Origin of the sequence: Nocardia sp. N2S4-5 (assembly GCF_044628355.1) — a bacterium.
GTDB classification, from domain to species: domain Bacteria; phylum Actinomycetota; class Actinomycetes; order Mycobacteriales; family Mycobacteriaceae; genus Nocardia; species Nocardia wallacei_B.
The window spans coordinates 5904193-5917233 of the sequence record NZ_JBIUPM010000001.1; the positions used below are offsets into that span (position 1 = coordinate 5904193).

The 13041-nt window shown below is 68.1% G+C and carries 12 protein-coding genes; 4 read left to right on the forward strand and 8 right to left on the reverse strand.

All coding sequences use genetic code 11. From position 1 onward, the window contains the following. Window positions 1-9: 9 nt before the first annotated feature. From ACFMRZ_RS27150 to ACFMRZ_RS27165, 4 genes are all read right to left on the reverse strand, one after another. Window positions 10-381, reverse strand: coding sequence for a hypothetical protein (locus tag ACFMRZ_RS27150; RefSeq protein WP_400181256.1), 372 nt, complete (start codon window positions 379-381; stop codon window positions 10-12). Window positions 382-453: 72 nt separating this feature from the next. Beyond that, complete coding sequence (locus ACFMRZ_RS27155) at window positions 454-2328, reverse strand: hypothetical protein (RefSeq protein ID WP_400181257.1); 1875 nt, start codon at window positions 2326-2328, stop codon at window positions 454-456. Continuing rightward, window positions 2325-2636, reverse strand: coding sequence for a hypothetical protein (locus ACFMRZ_RS27160; protein ID WP_280272569.1), 312 nt, complete (start codon window positions 2634-2636; stop codon window positions 2325-2327). The genes ACFMRZ_RS27155 and ACFMRZ_RS27160 overlap by 4 nt, the downstream gene beginning before the upstream one ends. A 197-nt stretch (window positions 2637-2833) precedes the next feature. Beyond that, window positions 2834-3697: a dienelactone hydrolase family protein gene (locus ACFMRZ_RS27165; RefSeq protein WP_400181258.1), complete on the reverse strand. Its 864-nt coding sequence runs from the start codon at window positions 3695-3697 to the stop codon at window positions 2834-2836. 193 nt (window positions 3698-3890) lie between these two features. Here ACFMRZ_RS27165 and glmS point away from each other — a divergent pair, with 193 nt between their 5' ends. Then, window positions 3891-5759: a glutamine--fructose-6-phosphate transaminase (isomerizing) gene (glmS, locus tag ACFMRZ_RS27170; protein WP_400181259.1), complete on the forward strand. Its 1869-nt coding sequence runs from the start codon at window positions 3891-3893 to the stop codon at window positions 5757-5759. Between the two features lie 313 nt (window positions 5760-6072). Next, window positions 6073-6633, forward strand: a complete 561-nt coding sequence (locus ACFMRZ_RS27175; RefSeq protein ID WP_400181260.1) for a transglycosylase SLT domain-containing protein — start codon at window positions 6073-6075, stop codon at window positions 6631-6633. Here ACFMRZ_RS27175 and ACFMRZ_RS27180 read toward each other — a convergent pair. Beyond that, complete coding sequence (locus ACFMRZ_RS27180; RefSeq protein WP_280272565.1) at window positions 6597-7802, reverse strand: MFS transporter; 1206 nt, start codon at window positions 7800-7802, stop codon at window positions 6597-6599. The genes ACFMRZ_RS27175 and ACFMRZ_RS27180 overlap by 37 nt on opposite strands. A 187-nt stretch (window positions 7803-7989) precedes the next feature. Beyond that, on the reverse strand, window positions 7990-9192 hold the full coding sequence (locus ACFMRZ_RS27185; protein WP_400177378.1) for an IS110 family transposase: 1203 nt from the start codon (window positions 9190-9192) through the stop codon (window positions 7990-7992). A 241-nt stretch (window positions 9193-9433) separates the two neighbouring features. Here ACFMRZ_RS27185 and ACFMRZ_RS27190 point away from each other — a divergent pair, with 241 nt between their 5' ends. Beyond that, complete coding sequence (locus ACFMRZ_RS27190; RefSeq protein ID WP_280272564.1) at window positions 9434-9919, forward strand: MarR family winged helix-turn-helix transcriptional regulator; 486 nt, start codon at window positions 9434-9436, stop codon at window positions 9917-9919. 37 nt (window positions 9920-9956) lie between these two features. Here the strand turns inward: ACFMRZ_RS27190 and ACFMRZ_RS27195 are convergent, their stop codons facing one another. After that, the gene (locus ACFMRZ_RS27195; protein ID WP_400181261.1) at window positions 9957-10370 is read right to left on the reverse strand and encodes a plastocyanin/azurin family copper-binding protein; all 414 of its coding nucleotides are present in this window, start codon (window positions 10368-10370) and stop codon (window positions 9957-9959) included. 99 nt (window positions 10371-10469) lie between these two features. Between ACFMRZ_RS27195 and ACFMRZ_RS27200 the strand changes: the two genes are divergently transcribed. Then, window positions 10470-11921 carry an NAD(P)H-hydrate dehydratase gene (locus ACFMRZ_RS27200; protein ID WP_400181262.1) on the forward strand — a complete coding sequence of 484 codons (1452 nt, stop codon included), beginning with the start codon at window positions 10470-10472 and terminating at the stop codon, window positions 11919-11921. 157 nt (window positions 11922-12078) lie between these two features. Here the strand turns inward: ACFMRZ_RS27200 and ACFMRZ_RS27205 are convergent, their stop codons facing one another. Then, window positions 12079-12897: an SDR family oxidoreductase gene (locus tag ACFMRZ_RS27205; RefSeq protein ID WP_400181263.1), complete on the reverse strand. Its 819-nt coding sequence runs from the start codon at window positions 12895-12897 to the stop codon at window positions 12079-12081. Window positions 12898-13041 lie beyond the last annotated feature (144 nt).

Sequence of the window (13041 nt, forward strand, 5' to 3'; positions counted from 1 at the left end):
GCCCGGCGGTTAGCGCAGCCAGGAGTCCGGTGGACCGTAGCCTTCCATCCGGGCTTCGTCCTCATCGGTCCAGTCGGACGGCAGCACATACGCTTTCCGGCCGGACCGGGGTTGCCCCGTCCGCTCCGCGGCCGCGGCACGTGCTCGCTCGGCGGCGTCACGCAGCAGCCGATCGTGTTCTTCTCGGGCTTCGCGTGCCGCCGCTTCCTCCGGCGTTTCCGCTTGTGGCTCGGGCTGATTCACCTCTTGCCGAAGCTCTTCGAAGACCGCCGCGCCGCCTCGAGTGGTCCGCTCGTCGGCCTCGAAGAACTCGCTCTGCACGCCGCGGGCCGCGGTCCTGTACTCGGCGAGGATTCGGTCCATCTCCGCCTGATAATCCATTGCTGTGTCACCTATCTCGGTCGACAACCGCCGCTGGCCGAGCCATCAGGAATCGGCCGGTTTCCGCGAAGTTCACAGTGGGCCCGCTTCCGACAATTCCGCGCCGCTGTCGATCGGCTGGGCGGGTGAGGCGACCGGTGGCCCGCTTTGATTGCCCACGGGGCGATAACTGGGTGGGGCCACCCTCGGCGGCGGGGCTTGCTGAGCAGGGGGCGGAGGCTGGTGGGCGTTCTGGTCGCCGGTCGCCTGCGGCGGATGCTCGCCGGTGTGCTGAGGCCCCGGCGTGGGCTGTTGCTGCGGTGGTTGCTGCCCCCGCGGTGGCTGGTCGGCCGGTTCGGCAGGCTGTCCCTCGCCGTGCCGGTCGCCGGGCGGTGGGCCGCCGGGTGCGGGCGCACCGGCCGGATTCTCGCCCTGCGGAGCTTCCGGAGACTGGCCTGCGACGGCGATGGTCGGCCTGCCCTGCTCATCGAGTTTCAGCTCGTATTTCGTGTCCTGGCCGCCACCGTCGGTCGTGACCACTTGCAGTTCGCCGTTCGGCCCCATCTCGAACTTCAGGTGCTTACCGGCCAGATCGAACTCCGCCGACGGCTTCGGGGCGGCACTGCCATCCGTCGGGCTGCCCGAAACCTGTTGCGAGACATCCTGTTGCCCGAGCACTCCGTCGAGACTCTGCTGAATGGCTCCCGACAGCGAGCTGATCCCCTGCGTGGCCAGCTGACCCACGGTCTGGCCGACGCTGGAGAGCTGGCCCAGACCGGACAGCACCGAACTGAGGTCGGGCGTCGTGGCCGCCGGTGTCGTCGAGGCTGGTTGGGTGGCGGCGGGCGTGGTGCTCGGGCCGGGAGTGGAAGGGCCGGGCGTGGAGGGACCGGGAGTAGAAGGGCCGGGCGTGGAGGGGCCGGGTGTGGAAGGGCCCGGTTGGGCGGGCGCGGGGAACGGTGTGGTGTCGTGGCTGTCGAGCAGGGTGATTACCGGCTTGTACGCCTGACGGATGTAGTAGTCGGCGAGCGCGCACTGGTGGACGAAGGCCTTGAATGCCTCCTGCACCGCCGGGCGGAAATGATCGGTCAACCATTGTTTGCAGGTGTTGGCGACCAATTCCTTGTAACCGTCGGCGTTCTCATAGGTTTGGAGATGGAACTGGTCTACTACCACTTCCCGATCGGCGCGGAGGGAATACGACTTCCCCTGTCCCGCCGCCACCGTGATTATCGTGCTCACCGGGTCCTCGTCCCCGACGCGCATCGCGTGTCCGGCGACCGGCAGTTGCTCGCTGTTGAACCCGGCGATGAAATTCGCCTTGTCGCTGACGATCTGCAGGAGCACCTCCGGCAGGCCGTTCAACGCGGCTGTCACCGCTTGCAGGTATTGGGTCTGCTGGTCGGCATGGGCATGGAAACCCGCCAGGTGGTCCTGTGTAGCGCCGCCGGATTGACCTTGCCAGTACTCCGGCACCGCTTGGGCGACACCGTTGAGGTCCTGTGTGATCTCACTGGCGGAGACCTGCGTACCGTTTGCGGTCGAGGCCAGTCCGAGTTGGCTCGACAAATCGCGCAGACTGGCGAGGTTCATGCTCCGCTGTTGGTCGTACCACTTGCCCTCCAGCCGAACAATCTCCTTACCGGGGTCGTCCCGCGTCTTGATGGTCTCGCCGCCGAGCGTTTCCCCGCCCACGGGCAGTGCGGGCACCGCGAATTCATCGAACCCGGGCAGGCCGATGTCGCCGCAACGGTGATATCGGATCAGCGCCCGCTCGAACCATTGCAGACCCGGAGCCGCGGAATTCAGTAGAGCGTTGACGTCCGCACCGGTGGCCTTGACCGTGTCGTTCCAGATCTTCTTGTCGAAGACGTTGGTGCCGTCGTCCCGCAGGAAACGGCCCAGCGCATCTCGCGCGGCCGTCAAATCCCGCTGGTAAGCCTGCCGGTACTGCTGCGCGCCGGTCATGCAGTACCCGAACCTTCGGGCGCTTGGCCGAGACCGTCGGTGTTCTGCTGCTCCTGCGTCTGAATGGCCGTCACCGCTTGACGCATCGCCGCTACCGTGGCGTCGGACGCCTGCGACCACGATTGCAGCATTCCGACGATGTTGTCGACGCCCGCGGCGAGCTTCTGCCCTTCGTCCTGGTAATCCTGACCGGTGTGACTCGCGTCGAAACCGACGCCGGCGATCTGGGTCGCGTGGTTCTGTGTCGCGTCGACGCTGGGCTCCAACGTTTTCGCCATGTTCAGTACGGACTGCGGGTCGATCAGCACGGCCCCCTCCTCATCTCCCGATTCCACAGAGAACCGGCCACCCAGGGCCGGCCGCGGTCCTACGATCATGACAGACCGACCATCGGCGCTGCCAGGCTCGAGCGGCACCACATAGCTTGGCTGTTCGAAGGGTTTGACGTTCTCGACGGCTCCCCGGTTCCGTGCGTGCCGAGATCGCCCGAAACAGCCGGTGTCCGCTACTTCCGCAGCGTCTGGACGGCTTGCAGGAGTTGGAGTTTCGACGGGCGCTCCGGCTCCTCCTCGCTCACGGCGTGCGGGTCGACGGGCTGGGTGTGGGGGATGGGCTCGTCGGGGTCGGCGAAGGGCTGGTAGGTCTTGTCGCCCAGTAGCTGGTAGTTCAGGTAGCCGACGAGGAGGCCGCGCACGATGCGGTCGGTTCGGGGTTCGTATTTCGCGGCGCCGAGGGCAGCGAGGGCGCGGCGGCCCGAGGCTATGCCGTTGTGAGTGGACTTGTCGACGGTGCGCAGGGCCATGGGACCGCCCCAGGCGGTGGCCAAGGAGAGGGCGTTGGAGCCGACGGCATCGATGTCCTCGGCGGCGAGGATGAGAGCGGGGGCCTCGATGTCGGGGGCGAGGGATTCCGCGGCGGGGGCGGTCGGGGCGGGGAAGAGGGCCGCGACGGCGGCGACCTGGCGTTGCGCGGCGGCGATCACGGCCGCCCCGGCGCCCATGCCGTGTCCGGCCAGGGCCAGTTTGTCGGGGTGCACGCTGATCGAACCGTTGCCCAGGCGCACGCCCGTGCAGATGTCGAGCGTGGTCAGCAGGTCGGTGGCGAGGTTCAGGTGGGACGGGATCGGTCCGCGCTCGGTGTCCGGTCCGGCCGCCACGAAACCCCACGACGCGAGGTGCTCCAACAACTTCCGATAGTTGCCCACACCGGCCAGCCAGCCGTGGCCGAACACGACCGCGGGCAGATTGAGCCCGGTCTCCGGGGTGAACACCACCCCCGGCTGCCCCGCGATACCGAGATTGCCGCGCAGCACCCGATGCGGTCCGGGGGTACTGAGTTTGCTCAGAAGCGATTTCACAGACGCCGACACGTGGACGAACTTATCGGATGAACGCACTCTTCCGGCGTTTCAGTGCGGCCATGGCGTCCGTTCCGCCCGCGGCGAGCGAACGTGACGGCTTGCCGCCCGGAACGAGCGTGCGTGGTCACCGACCTATTCCGGCGCACCGATCGGCCTGCGGCGGCGTCGCTGCGCGTCTCGGCTCCAAGTACGCTGAGGCACCATGTGCGGAATCGTGGGCTACGTCGGGTACCGGGACGCGCTCGGCGTCGTCGTGGACGCGCTGCGCCGCATGGAGTACAGGGGGTACGACTCCGCGGGAGTAGCGATCCTGGACGGCGCGGGCGCCATCGCGGTGGAGCGCAAGGCCGGTCGGCTGGCCAATCTGGAGGCCGAGCTGGCCGAGACGGGTATCGAGCGGTTCCTGGGCAGCGCCGGCATGGGCCACACCCGCTGGGCCACCCACGGCGCCCCGACCGATCGCAACGCGCACCCGCATCGCGATGTCACCGGCAAGGTCGCGGTGGTACACAACGGCATCATCGAGAACTTCGCCCCGCTGCGCGGCGAACTCGAGGACGCCGGCGTGGAACTGAGCAGCGACACCGATACCGAGGTCGCGGTGCATCTGGTCGCGCGGGCCTACGCCGCCGGGCCCACCGCCGGCGATTTCGTCGGCAGCGCGCTGGCCGTGCTGCGCCGGCTGGAGGGCGCGTTCACGCTGGTCTTCACGCACGCCGACCATCCCGGCACGATCGTGGCGGCGCGCCGCTCCACGCCGCTGGTGGTGGGCGTCGGCAAGGGCGAGATGTTCATCGCCTCCGATGTGACCGCCTTCATCGAGCACACCCGCGAGGCCGTCGAGCTGGGACAGGACCAGGCGGTGGTGATCACCGCCGACTCCTACGAGGTCACCGACTTCGACGGCAACACCGACGGCGTGCGCACCCGCCCCTTCACCATCGACTGGGATCTGGCCGCGGCCGAGAAGGGCGGCCACGACTACTTCATGCTCAAGGAGATCGAGGAGCAGCCGACCGGCGTCGCCGAAACCTTGATCGGGCATTTCGCCAACGGCCGCATCCTGCTCGACGAGCAGCGCCTGGCCGAGCAGGAGTTGCGCGAGTTCGACAAGGTCTTCGTCGTGGCCTGCGGCAGTTCGTATCACGCGGGCCTGCTGGCCAAGTACGCGATCGAGCATTGGACGCGGGTGCCGGTCGAGGTGGAGCTGGCCAGCGAATTCCGTTACCGCGACCCGGTTCTGGACCGCTCGACGCTGGTGGTGGCGATCTCCCAGTCGGGCGAGACCGCCGACACCCTGGAGGCGGTGCGGCACGCCAAGGAACAGAAGGCCCGCGTGCTCGCCATCTGCAATACCAACGGCGCGCAGATCCCGCGCGAATCCGATGCCGTGGTCTACACGCGGACCGGACCCGAGATCGGGGTGGCGTCCACCAAGGCGTTCCTGGCGCAGATCACCGCCAATTACCTGGTGGGCCTCGCCCTCGCGCAGGCGCGCGGCACCAAGTACCCCGACGAGGTCGCCCGCGAGTTCGGCGAACTCGAGGCGATGCCGAAGCTGGTGGCTCGGGTATTGGAGACGGCGCCGCAGGTGCGGGCGATCGCCCGGCAGTTCGCGCACGTGCCGACGGTGCTGTTCCTCGGTCGCCATGTCGGTTACCCGGTGGCGCTGGAGGGCGCGCTGAAACTGAAGGAACTGGCGTACATGCACGCCGAGGGTTTCGCCGCCGGCGAACTCAAGCACGGCCCGATCGCGCTGATCGAGGAGGGCCTGCCGGTGATCGTGGTGATGCCGTCGCCGAAGGGCCGGGCGGTGCTGCATTCCAAGCTGCTCAGCAATATCCGGGAGATTCAGGCGCGCGGCGCGCGCACCATCGTGATCGCCGAGGAGGGCGACGACACGGTGCGGCCGTTCGCCGATCACCTCATCGAAATCCCTGCCGCGCCAACGCTTTTCCAGCCGCTGCTGTCGACCGTTCCGTTGCAGGTGTTCGCCGCCGAGGTGGCGCAGGCGCGTGGCTACGACATCGACAAGCCGCGGAATCTGGCCAAGTCGGTCACGGTCGAATAAGCCGACCGGCACTCCCGGGCAAATCTGGTTCTCACGAACAGCGTCGAAGCTGTGATGTGGCCGAGATCTCGGTCGGTGCTGGTCGGAGGAATTCTCTCAGGACAATAGAACCCAGAGTTCACTGCCAGTTCAGATTGCGTTCACCTTTCGCAATCAGTCTGTGATGTGCCAGATAACAGACCGCAAGTCTGTTTGTCGCGTGCGGTGATCCGCCGAATCCCCCAACACAAGTCACAAAAGAAAACAGCGCAACAACGACGCCGGTAGCCAGGGGCCCCGGTGTGGTACCGCCGCGCTGTCGGAGCCCTTCATCATGCATGTACGAAAACTGTTACCGCTCGCCGTATTCGCCGCCGTCGTGGCCGTTCCCGCGCAGGCCTACGCCGAGACTCCGATCGCGGGCGTACCGCCGGAACTACAGGAACCCGCACAGCAGGCGCAGTTACAGGCCGCGCAGTGGCAGCAGCAACTGCCGCAGGCGCAGCAGGATCAATTGCAGCAGTTCATCCAGCCGATGCCGCAGCCGATTCCGCAATTACTGCCGCCGATCTTCGCGAACGACCTCGACGGCTGGATCCGCAATGCCCTGCATATCCTCGGGCAGCGCGGCATCCCGGCCAGTTACGACGGCATCTACCGCAATGCCATGCGGGAGTCGGGCGGTAATCCGGCCGCGATCAACCTGTACGACTCCAATGCCGCGGCCGGTATCCCGTCCAAGGGGCTCATGCAGGTCATCGACCCGACCTTCGCGGCGTTCCATGTGGACGGGACGTCGTGGGACATCTTCGACCCGGTCGCCAATATCGCCGCGGCCTGCAATTACGCCGCGCACCGCTACGGTTCCATCGACAACGTCTTCTCGGCGTACTGACCAACGGGGACAGGCTGTTTCGCGGTCGAGCGCCGTTCCAGCGCGCCCGACAGTACGGCCAATCCCAACGCGCTGCCGGACAGCAGCACGCCGACCCAGTTGGGCGCGGTGTAGCCGAAGCCCGCGGCGATGACCAGGCCGCCCAGCCACGCGGCCAGGGCGTTGCCGAGGTTGAACGCGCCGATATTGAGCGCCGAGGCCAGCGTGGGCGCGCCGGCGGACTGGTCGAGCACCCGCTTCTGTAGCGGTGGCACGGTCGCGAAGCCCAGTGCGCCGATGAGCAGGACCGTGATCCCGGCGGCGATCTTGTTGTGGGCGGTCAGGGTGAACAGGCCCAGCACCACCGCCAGCGTCCCGAGCGTGAGATACAGCATCGGCATCAGGTGCCGGTCGGCATAGCGGCCGCCGATCAGATTGCCGATGAGGAAGCCCAGGCCGAACAGCACCATGATCCAGGTGACCGTGCCCTCGGCGAATCCGGTGACGTCGGTCATCATCGGCGCGAGATAGGTGATCGCGGCGAAGACTCCGCCGAATCCGAGCACGGTCATGGCCATTGCCAGCAACACCTGGGGATTCTTCAGCACGGCCAGTTCGTGCCGCAGCCGGGCGTCGCGGGGCGCGGGGCGGTCGGGCACGAGGGCGACCACACCGGCGAAAGCGATCACGCCGACCAGGGCGACCAGCGTGAACGCCAGCCGCCACCCGAAGTGCTGGCCGAGCAGGGTGCTCAAGGGCACACCGAGCACGGTGGCGACGGTGAGGCCGGTGAACATGATGGCGATCGCCCCGGCCCGGCGATCCGGGCCGACCAGGGTGCCCGCCACCACCGATCCGATGCCGAAGAACGCGCCGTGCGCCAGCGAGGCGACGATGCGCCCGGTGAGCATGAGCCCGAAAGTCGGAGCGATTGCCGAGAGGGCATTGCCCGCAATGAGCAGCAACAGGCTCGCCAGCAACATGCGCTTGCGTGAGACGCGGGTGCCGAGCCCGGTCATGATCGGCGCGCCGGCCAGGACGCCGAGGGCATACCCGGTGACCAGCCATCCGGCGGTCGGGATGGTGACGGAGTAGCTGTCGGCGATGCCCGGGAGCAGGCCGACCACGATGAATTCGGTGGTGCCGATGGCGAATGCCCCGAGCGTCAGGGCGAACAGAGCGAGCGGCATGGCCGCGGCCTCCCTAGCGATGTTGCGAACGAGCTTTACAGGCGTCGACAATAATTGCACACGCCTGATAATTGCAAGCGCTGGCTATTGCATTGAGTGGCTATCCTGGGTGAGACACCCCGTACTCAGGAGGATTCTCAATGAAGTTGTCAAGTGACTCGAAGTGGTGTGGGGACCGCTGATGTGGTCAGGCGGTGGCTGTCGCCGGTGCGGGGGCTTGGTAGAGGGTTCCGGTTCGCAGCATTGCCCACAGCACGTTGAGGCGTCGGCGGGCCAGTGCGAGCACGGCTTGGACGTGGCGTTTGCCTTCGGTCTTCTTCCGGTTGTAGTAGGCGCGCGAGGCTGGGTCGTGCCGGGTGGCGACCATGGCGGCCAGGAAGCATGCGCGCAGCAGGCGGCGGTCGTAGCGGCGGGGGCGTTTGAGGTTGCCGCTGACCTGCCCGGAATCGCGGGGCACTGGTGCCAGGCCGGCGACGCCGGCGAGCCGGTCGGCGCTGGCGAACACGGCCATGTCGCCGCCGGTGGCGGCGAGGAACTCCGCGCCGAGCAGGATCCCGAAGCCGGGCATGCTCAGGATGATCCGGGCGTGGCGGTGGCGGCGAAATCGCTGCTCGATCACGGTTTCGGTGTCACCGATCTCGTCATCGAGCCGCATCACCTCCTTCGCCAGCCGCGCCACCATGGCCGCGGCGACCTGCTGTCCGGGCACTCGCGTGTGCTGGGCATCGGCAGCGGCGACAGCGGTGGCCGCGACCGTGGCTGCGTTGCGGGCCTTGTGGTCTCGCAGCCACTGCGTCAGTGCGTCACGGCCGAGCCCACGCAGTCCGTCGGGGGTGTTGTAGCCGGTGAGCAGGATGAGCGCGGCGCGGGACTTGCTGTAGTCGAAAGCGCGTTCCAGCGCGGGGAAATACTCGCCCAGAGCAGCGCGCAGCCGGTTGATCGCCCGGGTTCGGTCGCACGACAGGTCGGTGCGGTGCGCGGTGAGGATGCGCAGCTCGACCGCGATCTCGTCACCGGCACGCAACGGTTGCAGGTCACGGCGCATGCGGGCTTGGTCGGCGATGATCGCGGCGTCCTTGGCGTCGGTCTTGCCGTTGCCCCGGTAGCTGCCGGCGGCGTGGTGCACGACCCGGCCGGGGATGTAGAGCAGCCGCTGGTCCCGAGTCAGCAGCAACGTGATCAACAGGGCCGCGCCGCCGTGGTTGAGGTCGATCGCCCACGTCGGGTCCGCGCCGTCGGCCAGTGTCGTGACCTGGTCGATCAACCCGGTCAGCTCGGTCTCGTCGTTGCCGACCCGCCGCGAGAACCGTCGTGTGCCGTCGGTGTCGATCACCACGCAGTGATGCGCCGTCTTTCCCGCGTCGATTCCCACCCACAGTTGTTGCGGCACAACCACCTCCATCAGGTTCGCACTGGTTGTTCGGATGGCCGACGACCACGCTGTCGTGTCCTTACACAGCGATCGGTTCGCGTTTCTCAATCAGCAGTCGGGTCGTCGTGGAGCGGCGGGCGGCCAATCCTCCTCGGCCATGAACCTCAGCAAAAACATGAAAGCCATACCCGCCACTCCCAGGTGATTCGACACCCACTGGATGCGGGCTCGGCCACCTACGAAGAAAGGTAAGGAACCCATGACAGCGGATGCCGCGCTGACCGGCCTGGCGGATGGCTGGTGCGCGCTGTCGGTGCTGCACGACCGGATCGAGGCGCACCTCGAACGCGCGTTGCAGACCCACGAGCTGAGCGTCCGCGAGTATTCGGTCCTCACCGTGCTCAGCCGTCAGCACGACGGGCCGGGCGGGCACTTGCGCATGAATCAGGTGGCCGACTCGGTGGCGCTGAGTCAGAGCGCGACGACGCGCCTGGTCACCCGGCTGGAGGATCGGGGCCTACTACAGCGTTATCTCTGCCCCGACGACCGCCGCGGCATCTACACCGACGTCACGGCGACCGGTCTCGAACTGCTCGAGAAGGCGCGTCCCGATTACGACGACGCGCTGGCAGGCGCGCTCCGCCAAGCCGCCGCCGATCCGGAACTGGCCCCTCTGGTCGCCGCGGTGCAGGCGCTCAACACTTCGGCCCTCGGCGCGCGATCGCGCGAATATCGGCCTGTCTGAAGGGTATTCGCAATTCTCCCGCGCGGCGAGATCCCCGCTACTGGACGGTGACGGTGCCGCGCATGTCGGGATGCAGGGGGCACAGGTAGCGGTATGTGCCGGGGGTGGTGAAGGTGTGGCTCCACTCGCCGTCTCGGAAGATCGGGCTGTTCAGACCCATGGCCGCGTCGCCGATCCCTTGTACCGCGTGCGGGGCCGAATCGGAGAACTTCCAGGTCACGGTGCCACCGGCGGTGATGGTGACCGACGAGGGGGAGAATGCCATGTTGTCGACCCGGACCGTCACCGCCGACTGCGGGGCGTCCGTCGTGGGAGCCGACGAGCCGGACGCGGTGGATGCCGTGGCAGGATTCGGCGTCTTCTCCGAGTCACCCGAACCGCACCCGGCCAGCAGCACGCCCGCCGCGGCGAGCATGGTGACCAGGACGCGCGCGGAGGTAGCAGTCGACATGCGGGACAGCGTAGTAGCCGCGGTCGGCGGGCGTACTCTGCACTCGTTGCGGATTACCGAGTCGGCCCGCACGATGCCGCGGGCAGGTAGGAGGCGAGCATGACCGCACCGACGGTCCGCGGGTACTTCACCGCCGATGAAGTGCGGGCGGCGGAGGCGGAGCTGTTCAAGCGCGTCGCCGACGGGGTGCCGATGCGGCGGGCGGCCCACGGTCTGGCCGAGGTCGTCGCCGCCGAGCTGCGCGAGCGAACCGGAGGCGTCGCCGGGCGTGCGGTGACGCTGCTGGTGGGATCCGGCGACAACGGCGGTGACGCGCTGTGGGCCGGATCGATGCTGCGCCGTCGCGGTGTCGCGGTGTCGGCGGTGCTGCTCTCGCCGGAACGAGCACACGCGAAAGGCCTTGCCGCCCTGCGCCGTACCGGTGGCCAGATCCGCACCGATCTGGGCGAGCCGGATCTGGTGGTCGACGGTATCGTCGGCATCTCGGGACGGGGTGCGCTGCGTCCACAGGCGGCCGAACTGGTTGCGGCGGTGGAGGTTCCGATCATTGCCGCGGACCTGCCGAGCGGCGTCGACCCGAATACCGGCGCCGTCGACGGTCCGGCGGTGCGCGCCGACGTGACGGTGGCGTTCGGCGCATACAAACCGGTGCATGCGCTGGCTGCTCCGCGGTGTGGCCGAATCGAACTGGTGCCGATCGGCCTGACCCTGCCGGAACCGAATCTGGCTGCGCTGGAACCGGTCTCGATCGGCGCGGCATGGCCGGTACCCGACGCACTGGACGACAAGTACAGCCAGGGTGTGGTCGGAATCTGCGCGGGCAGTGCGCGATACCCGGGCGCGGCGGTGCTGTCCACCGGCGGCGCGGTGGCCGCGACCTCCGGGATGGTCCGATACGCCGGGACCGGAGCCGCGGAGGTGCTCGCCCACTTCCCGGAGGTCATTGCGGCGCAATCGGTTTCGGAGACCGGGCGGGTGCAGGCATGGGTGTTCGGCCCCGGCGCGGGCACCGACGACGCCGCGCGCCAACGGTTCTCGGAGATCCTCGCGACCGACCTGCCGGTGGTCGTGGACGCCGACGGACTCACCATGCTGGCCGACGACCCGTCTCCGGTCACCGGTCGGCGCGCACCCGTGGTGCTCACCCCGCACGCGGGAGAATTCACCCGGCTCACCGGTCGTGAGCCTGGCCCGGACCGCGTGGCGGCGGTCCGCCAACTCGCCGAGCAATGGCAGGTCACCGTGCTGCTCAAGGGCCGTGCCACGCTCGTCGCGAGCCCCGGAGGCCCGGTCTACGTCAACGAGGCAGGTGGATCCTGGGCGGCCACAGCGGGTTCCGGGGACGTGCTCTCCGGCATCCTCGGCGCACTCCTGGCCACGGGCCGCGACCCATCCTGGGCCGCGTCCGCCGCCGCCCGCGCCCACTCCCTCGCCGCCAACCTCGCGGCCCACGCCCACGGCCCCGCCCCCGCCCCGATCTCCGCCTCCCCCCTCCTCGACCACATTCGCCCAGCCATCCAAACCCTCCGGGCCATGGCCCACCCCACCTGACCAGCCCAGCTCGCCCTTACGAGCCCGCCGAGCCGCCGCGCATTGCCGAGCGGGTGATGCGTCGGCCCGAGTGGTGCCGTGCATGCTTGAGCGGACGCGGCTTGTGGACCCGAGCGACGTGCGTTGCCGAGCGGATTTGTGAGGCGGGGTCAGGTGGTTAGTTGCCTTGGGCGCTTGCGGCGATCGGCTGCCACTTGCGCCATTCGGAGAGGCGGGATTCGTAGTCGGCGGTGGCGATGGTGAGGGGGGCCTCGCCGAGGAAGAGGCGTAGTGGGGGCTGGTCGGCGTCTACGACGGCGAGGATCGCGGGGCGGGTGGCGGTCGGCTCGCCGCCGTGCTGGCCCGCGCGGGCGCGGTTGCGGGCGTCTCGGATCTCGTCGTAGGCGGGGTTCGGTGTGCTGTGCTGGGCGGATGGCCCGGACCAGTCGGTGTCGAATCCGCCTGGCTCGATCAAGGTTACGTGGATGCCGAACGGGGCGACCTCTCGCGCGAGCGCTTGGGAGAAGCCCTCCAGTGCCCACTTCGATGCGTGGTAGGCGCCGAGATTCGGGAACGCGCTGATGCCGCCGATGCTGGACACTTGGATGATGTGGCCGCTGCCTTGGGCGCGCAGGATGGGGAGGGCGGCTTGTGTTACCCAGAGGGCGCCGAAGACGTTGGTTTCCAGTTGGGCGCGGACCTCGGGTTCGGTGAGTTCCTCGATCATTCCGAAGTGTCCGTAGCCTGCGTTGTTCACTACGACGTCCAGGTGGCCGAAGTGGTGGGCGGCTTGTTCTACGGTGGCGAAATCTGCGGAGCGGTTGGTTACGTCCAGTTGTAGGGGGAGGAAGGTGTCTGGGTATTTTGTGGTGATTTCGTGGAGGGTTTTGAGGTTTCGGGCGGTGCCGGCTACTTGGTCGCCTCGGGATAGGGCGGCTAGGGTCCATTCTCGGCCGAAGCCGCGGGATGCGCCGGTTATGAACCAGGCTTTGGGCATGGGGGGCTCCTGGGGGTAGTTGCGTTGGGTGGGGAACGCTGCTGTGTTTTTTGGCCTCCGCTTCGCTGCGGCGTGTTTTCGGCGCCCTTGGTCTCGGTTTTCGGGTGCCGCTGCTGGCTCCTTCGTCGCTTTGCAGCGGCACCC

Coding starts and splice junctions, on each gene's coding strand:
- ACFMRZ_RS27150 (WP_400181256.1), bottom strand. CDS start 381: ATGGATTATCAGGCGGAGATGGACCGAATCCTCGCCGAGTACAGGACC.
- ACFMRZ_RS27155 (WP_400181257.1), bottom strand. CDS start 2,328: ATGACCGGCGCGCAGCAGTACCGGCAGGCTTACCAGCGGGATTTGACG.
- glmS (WP_400181259.1), top strand. CDS start 3,891: ATGTGCGGAATCGTGGGCTACGTCGGGTACCGGGACGCGCTCGGCGTC.
- ACFMRZ_RS27175 (WP_400181260.1), top strand. CDS start 6,073: ATGCATGTACGAAAACTGTTACCGCTCGCCGTATTCGCCGCCGTCGTG.
- ACFMRZ_RS27180 (WP_280272565.1), bottom strand. CDS start 7,802: ATGCCGCTCGCTCTGTTCGCCCTGACGCTCGGGGCATTCGCCATCGGC.
- ACFMRZ_RS27190 (WP_280272564.1), top strand. CDS start 9,434: ATGACAGCGGATGCCGCGCTGACCGGCCTGGCGGATGGCTGGTGCGCG.
- ACFMRZ_RS27195 (WP_400181261.1), bottom strand. CDS start 10,370: ATGTCGACTGCTACCTCCGCGCGCGTCCTGGTCACCATGCTCGCCGCG.
- ACFMRZ_RS27200 (WP_400181262.1), top strand. CDS start 10,470: ATGACCGCACCGACGGTCCGCGGGTACTTCACCGCCGATGAAGTGCGG.
- ACFMRZ_RS27205 (WP_400181263.1), bottom strand. CDS start 12,897: ATGCCCAAAGCCTGGTTCATAACCGGCGCATCCCGCGGCTTCGGCCGA.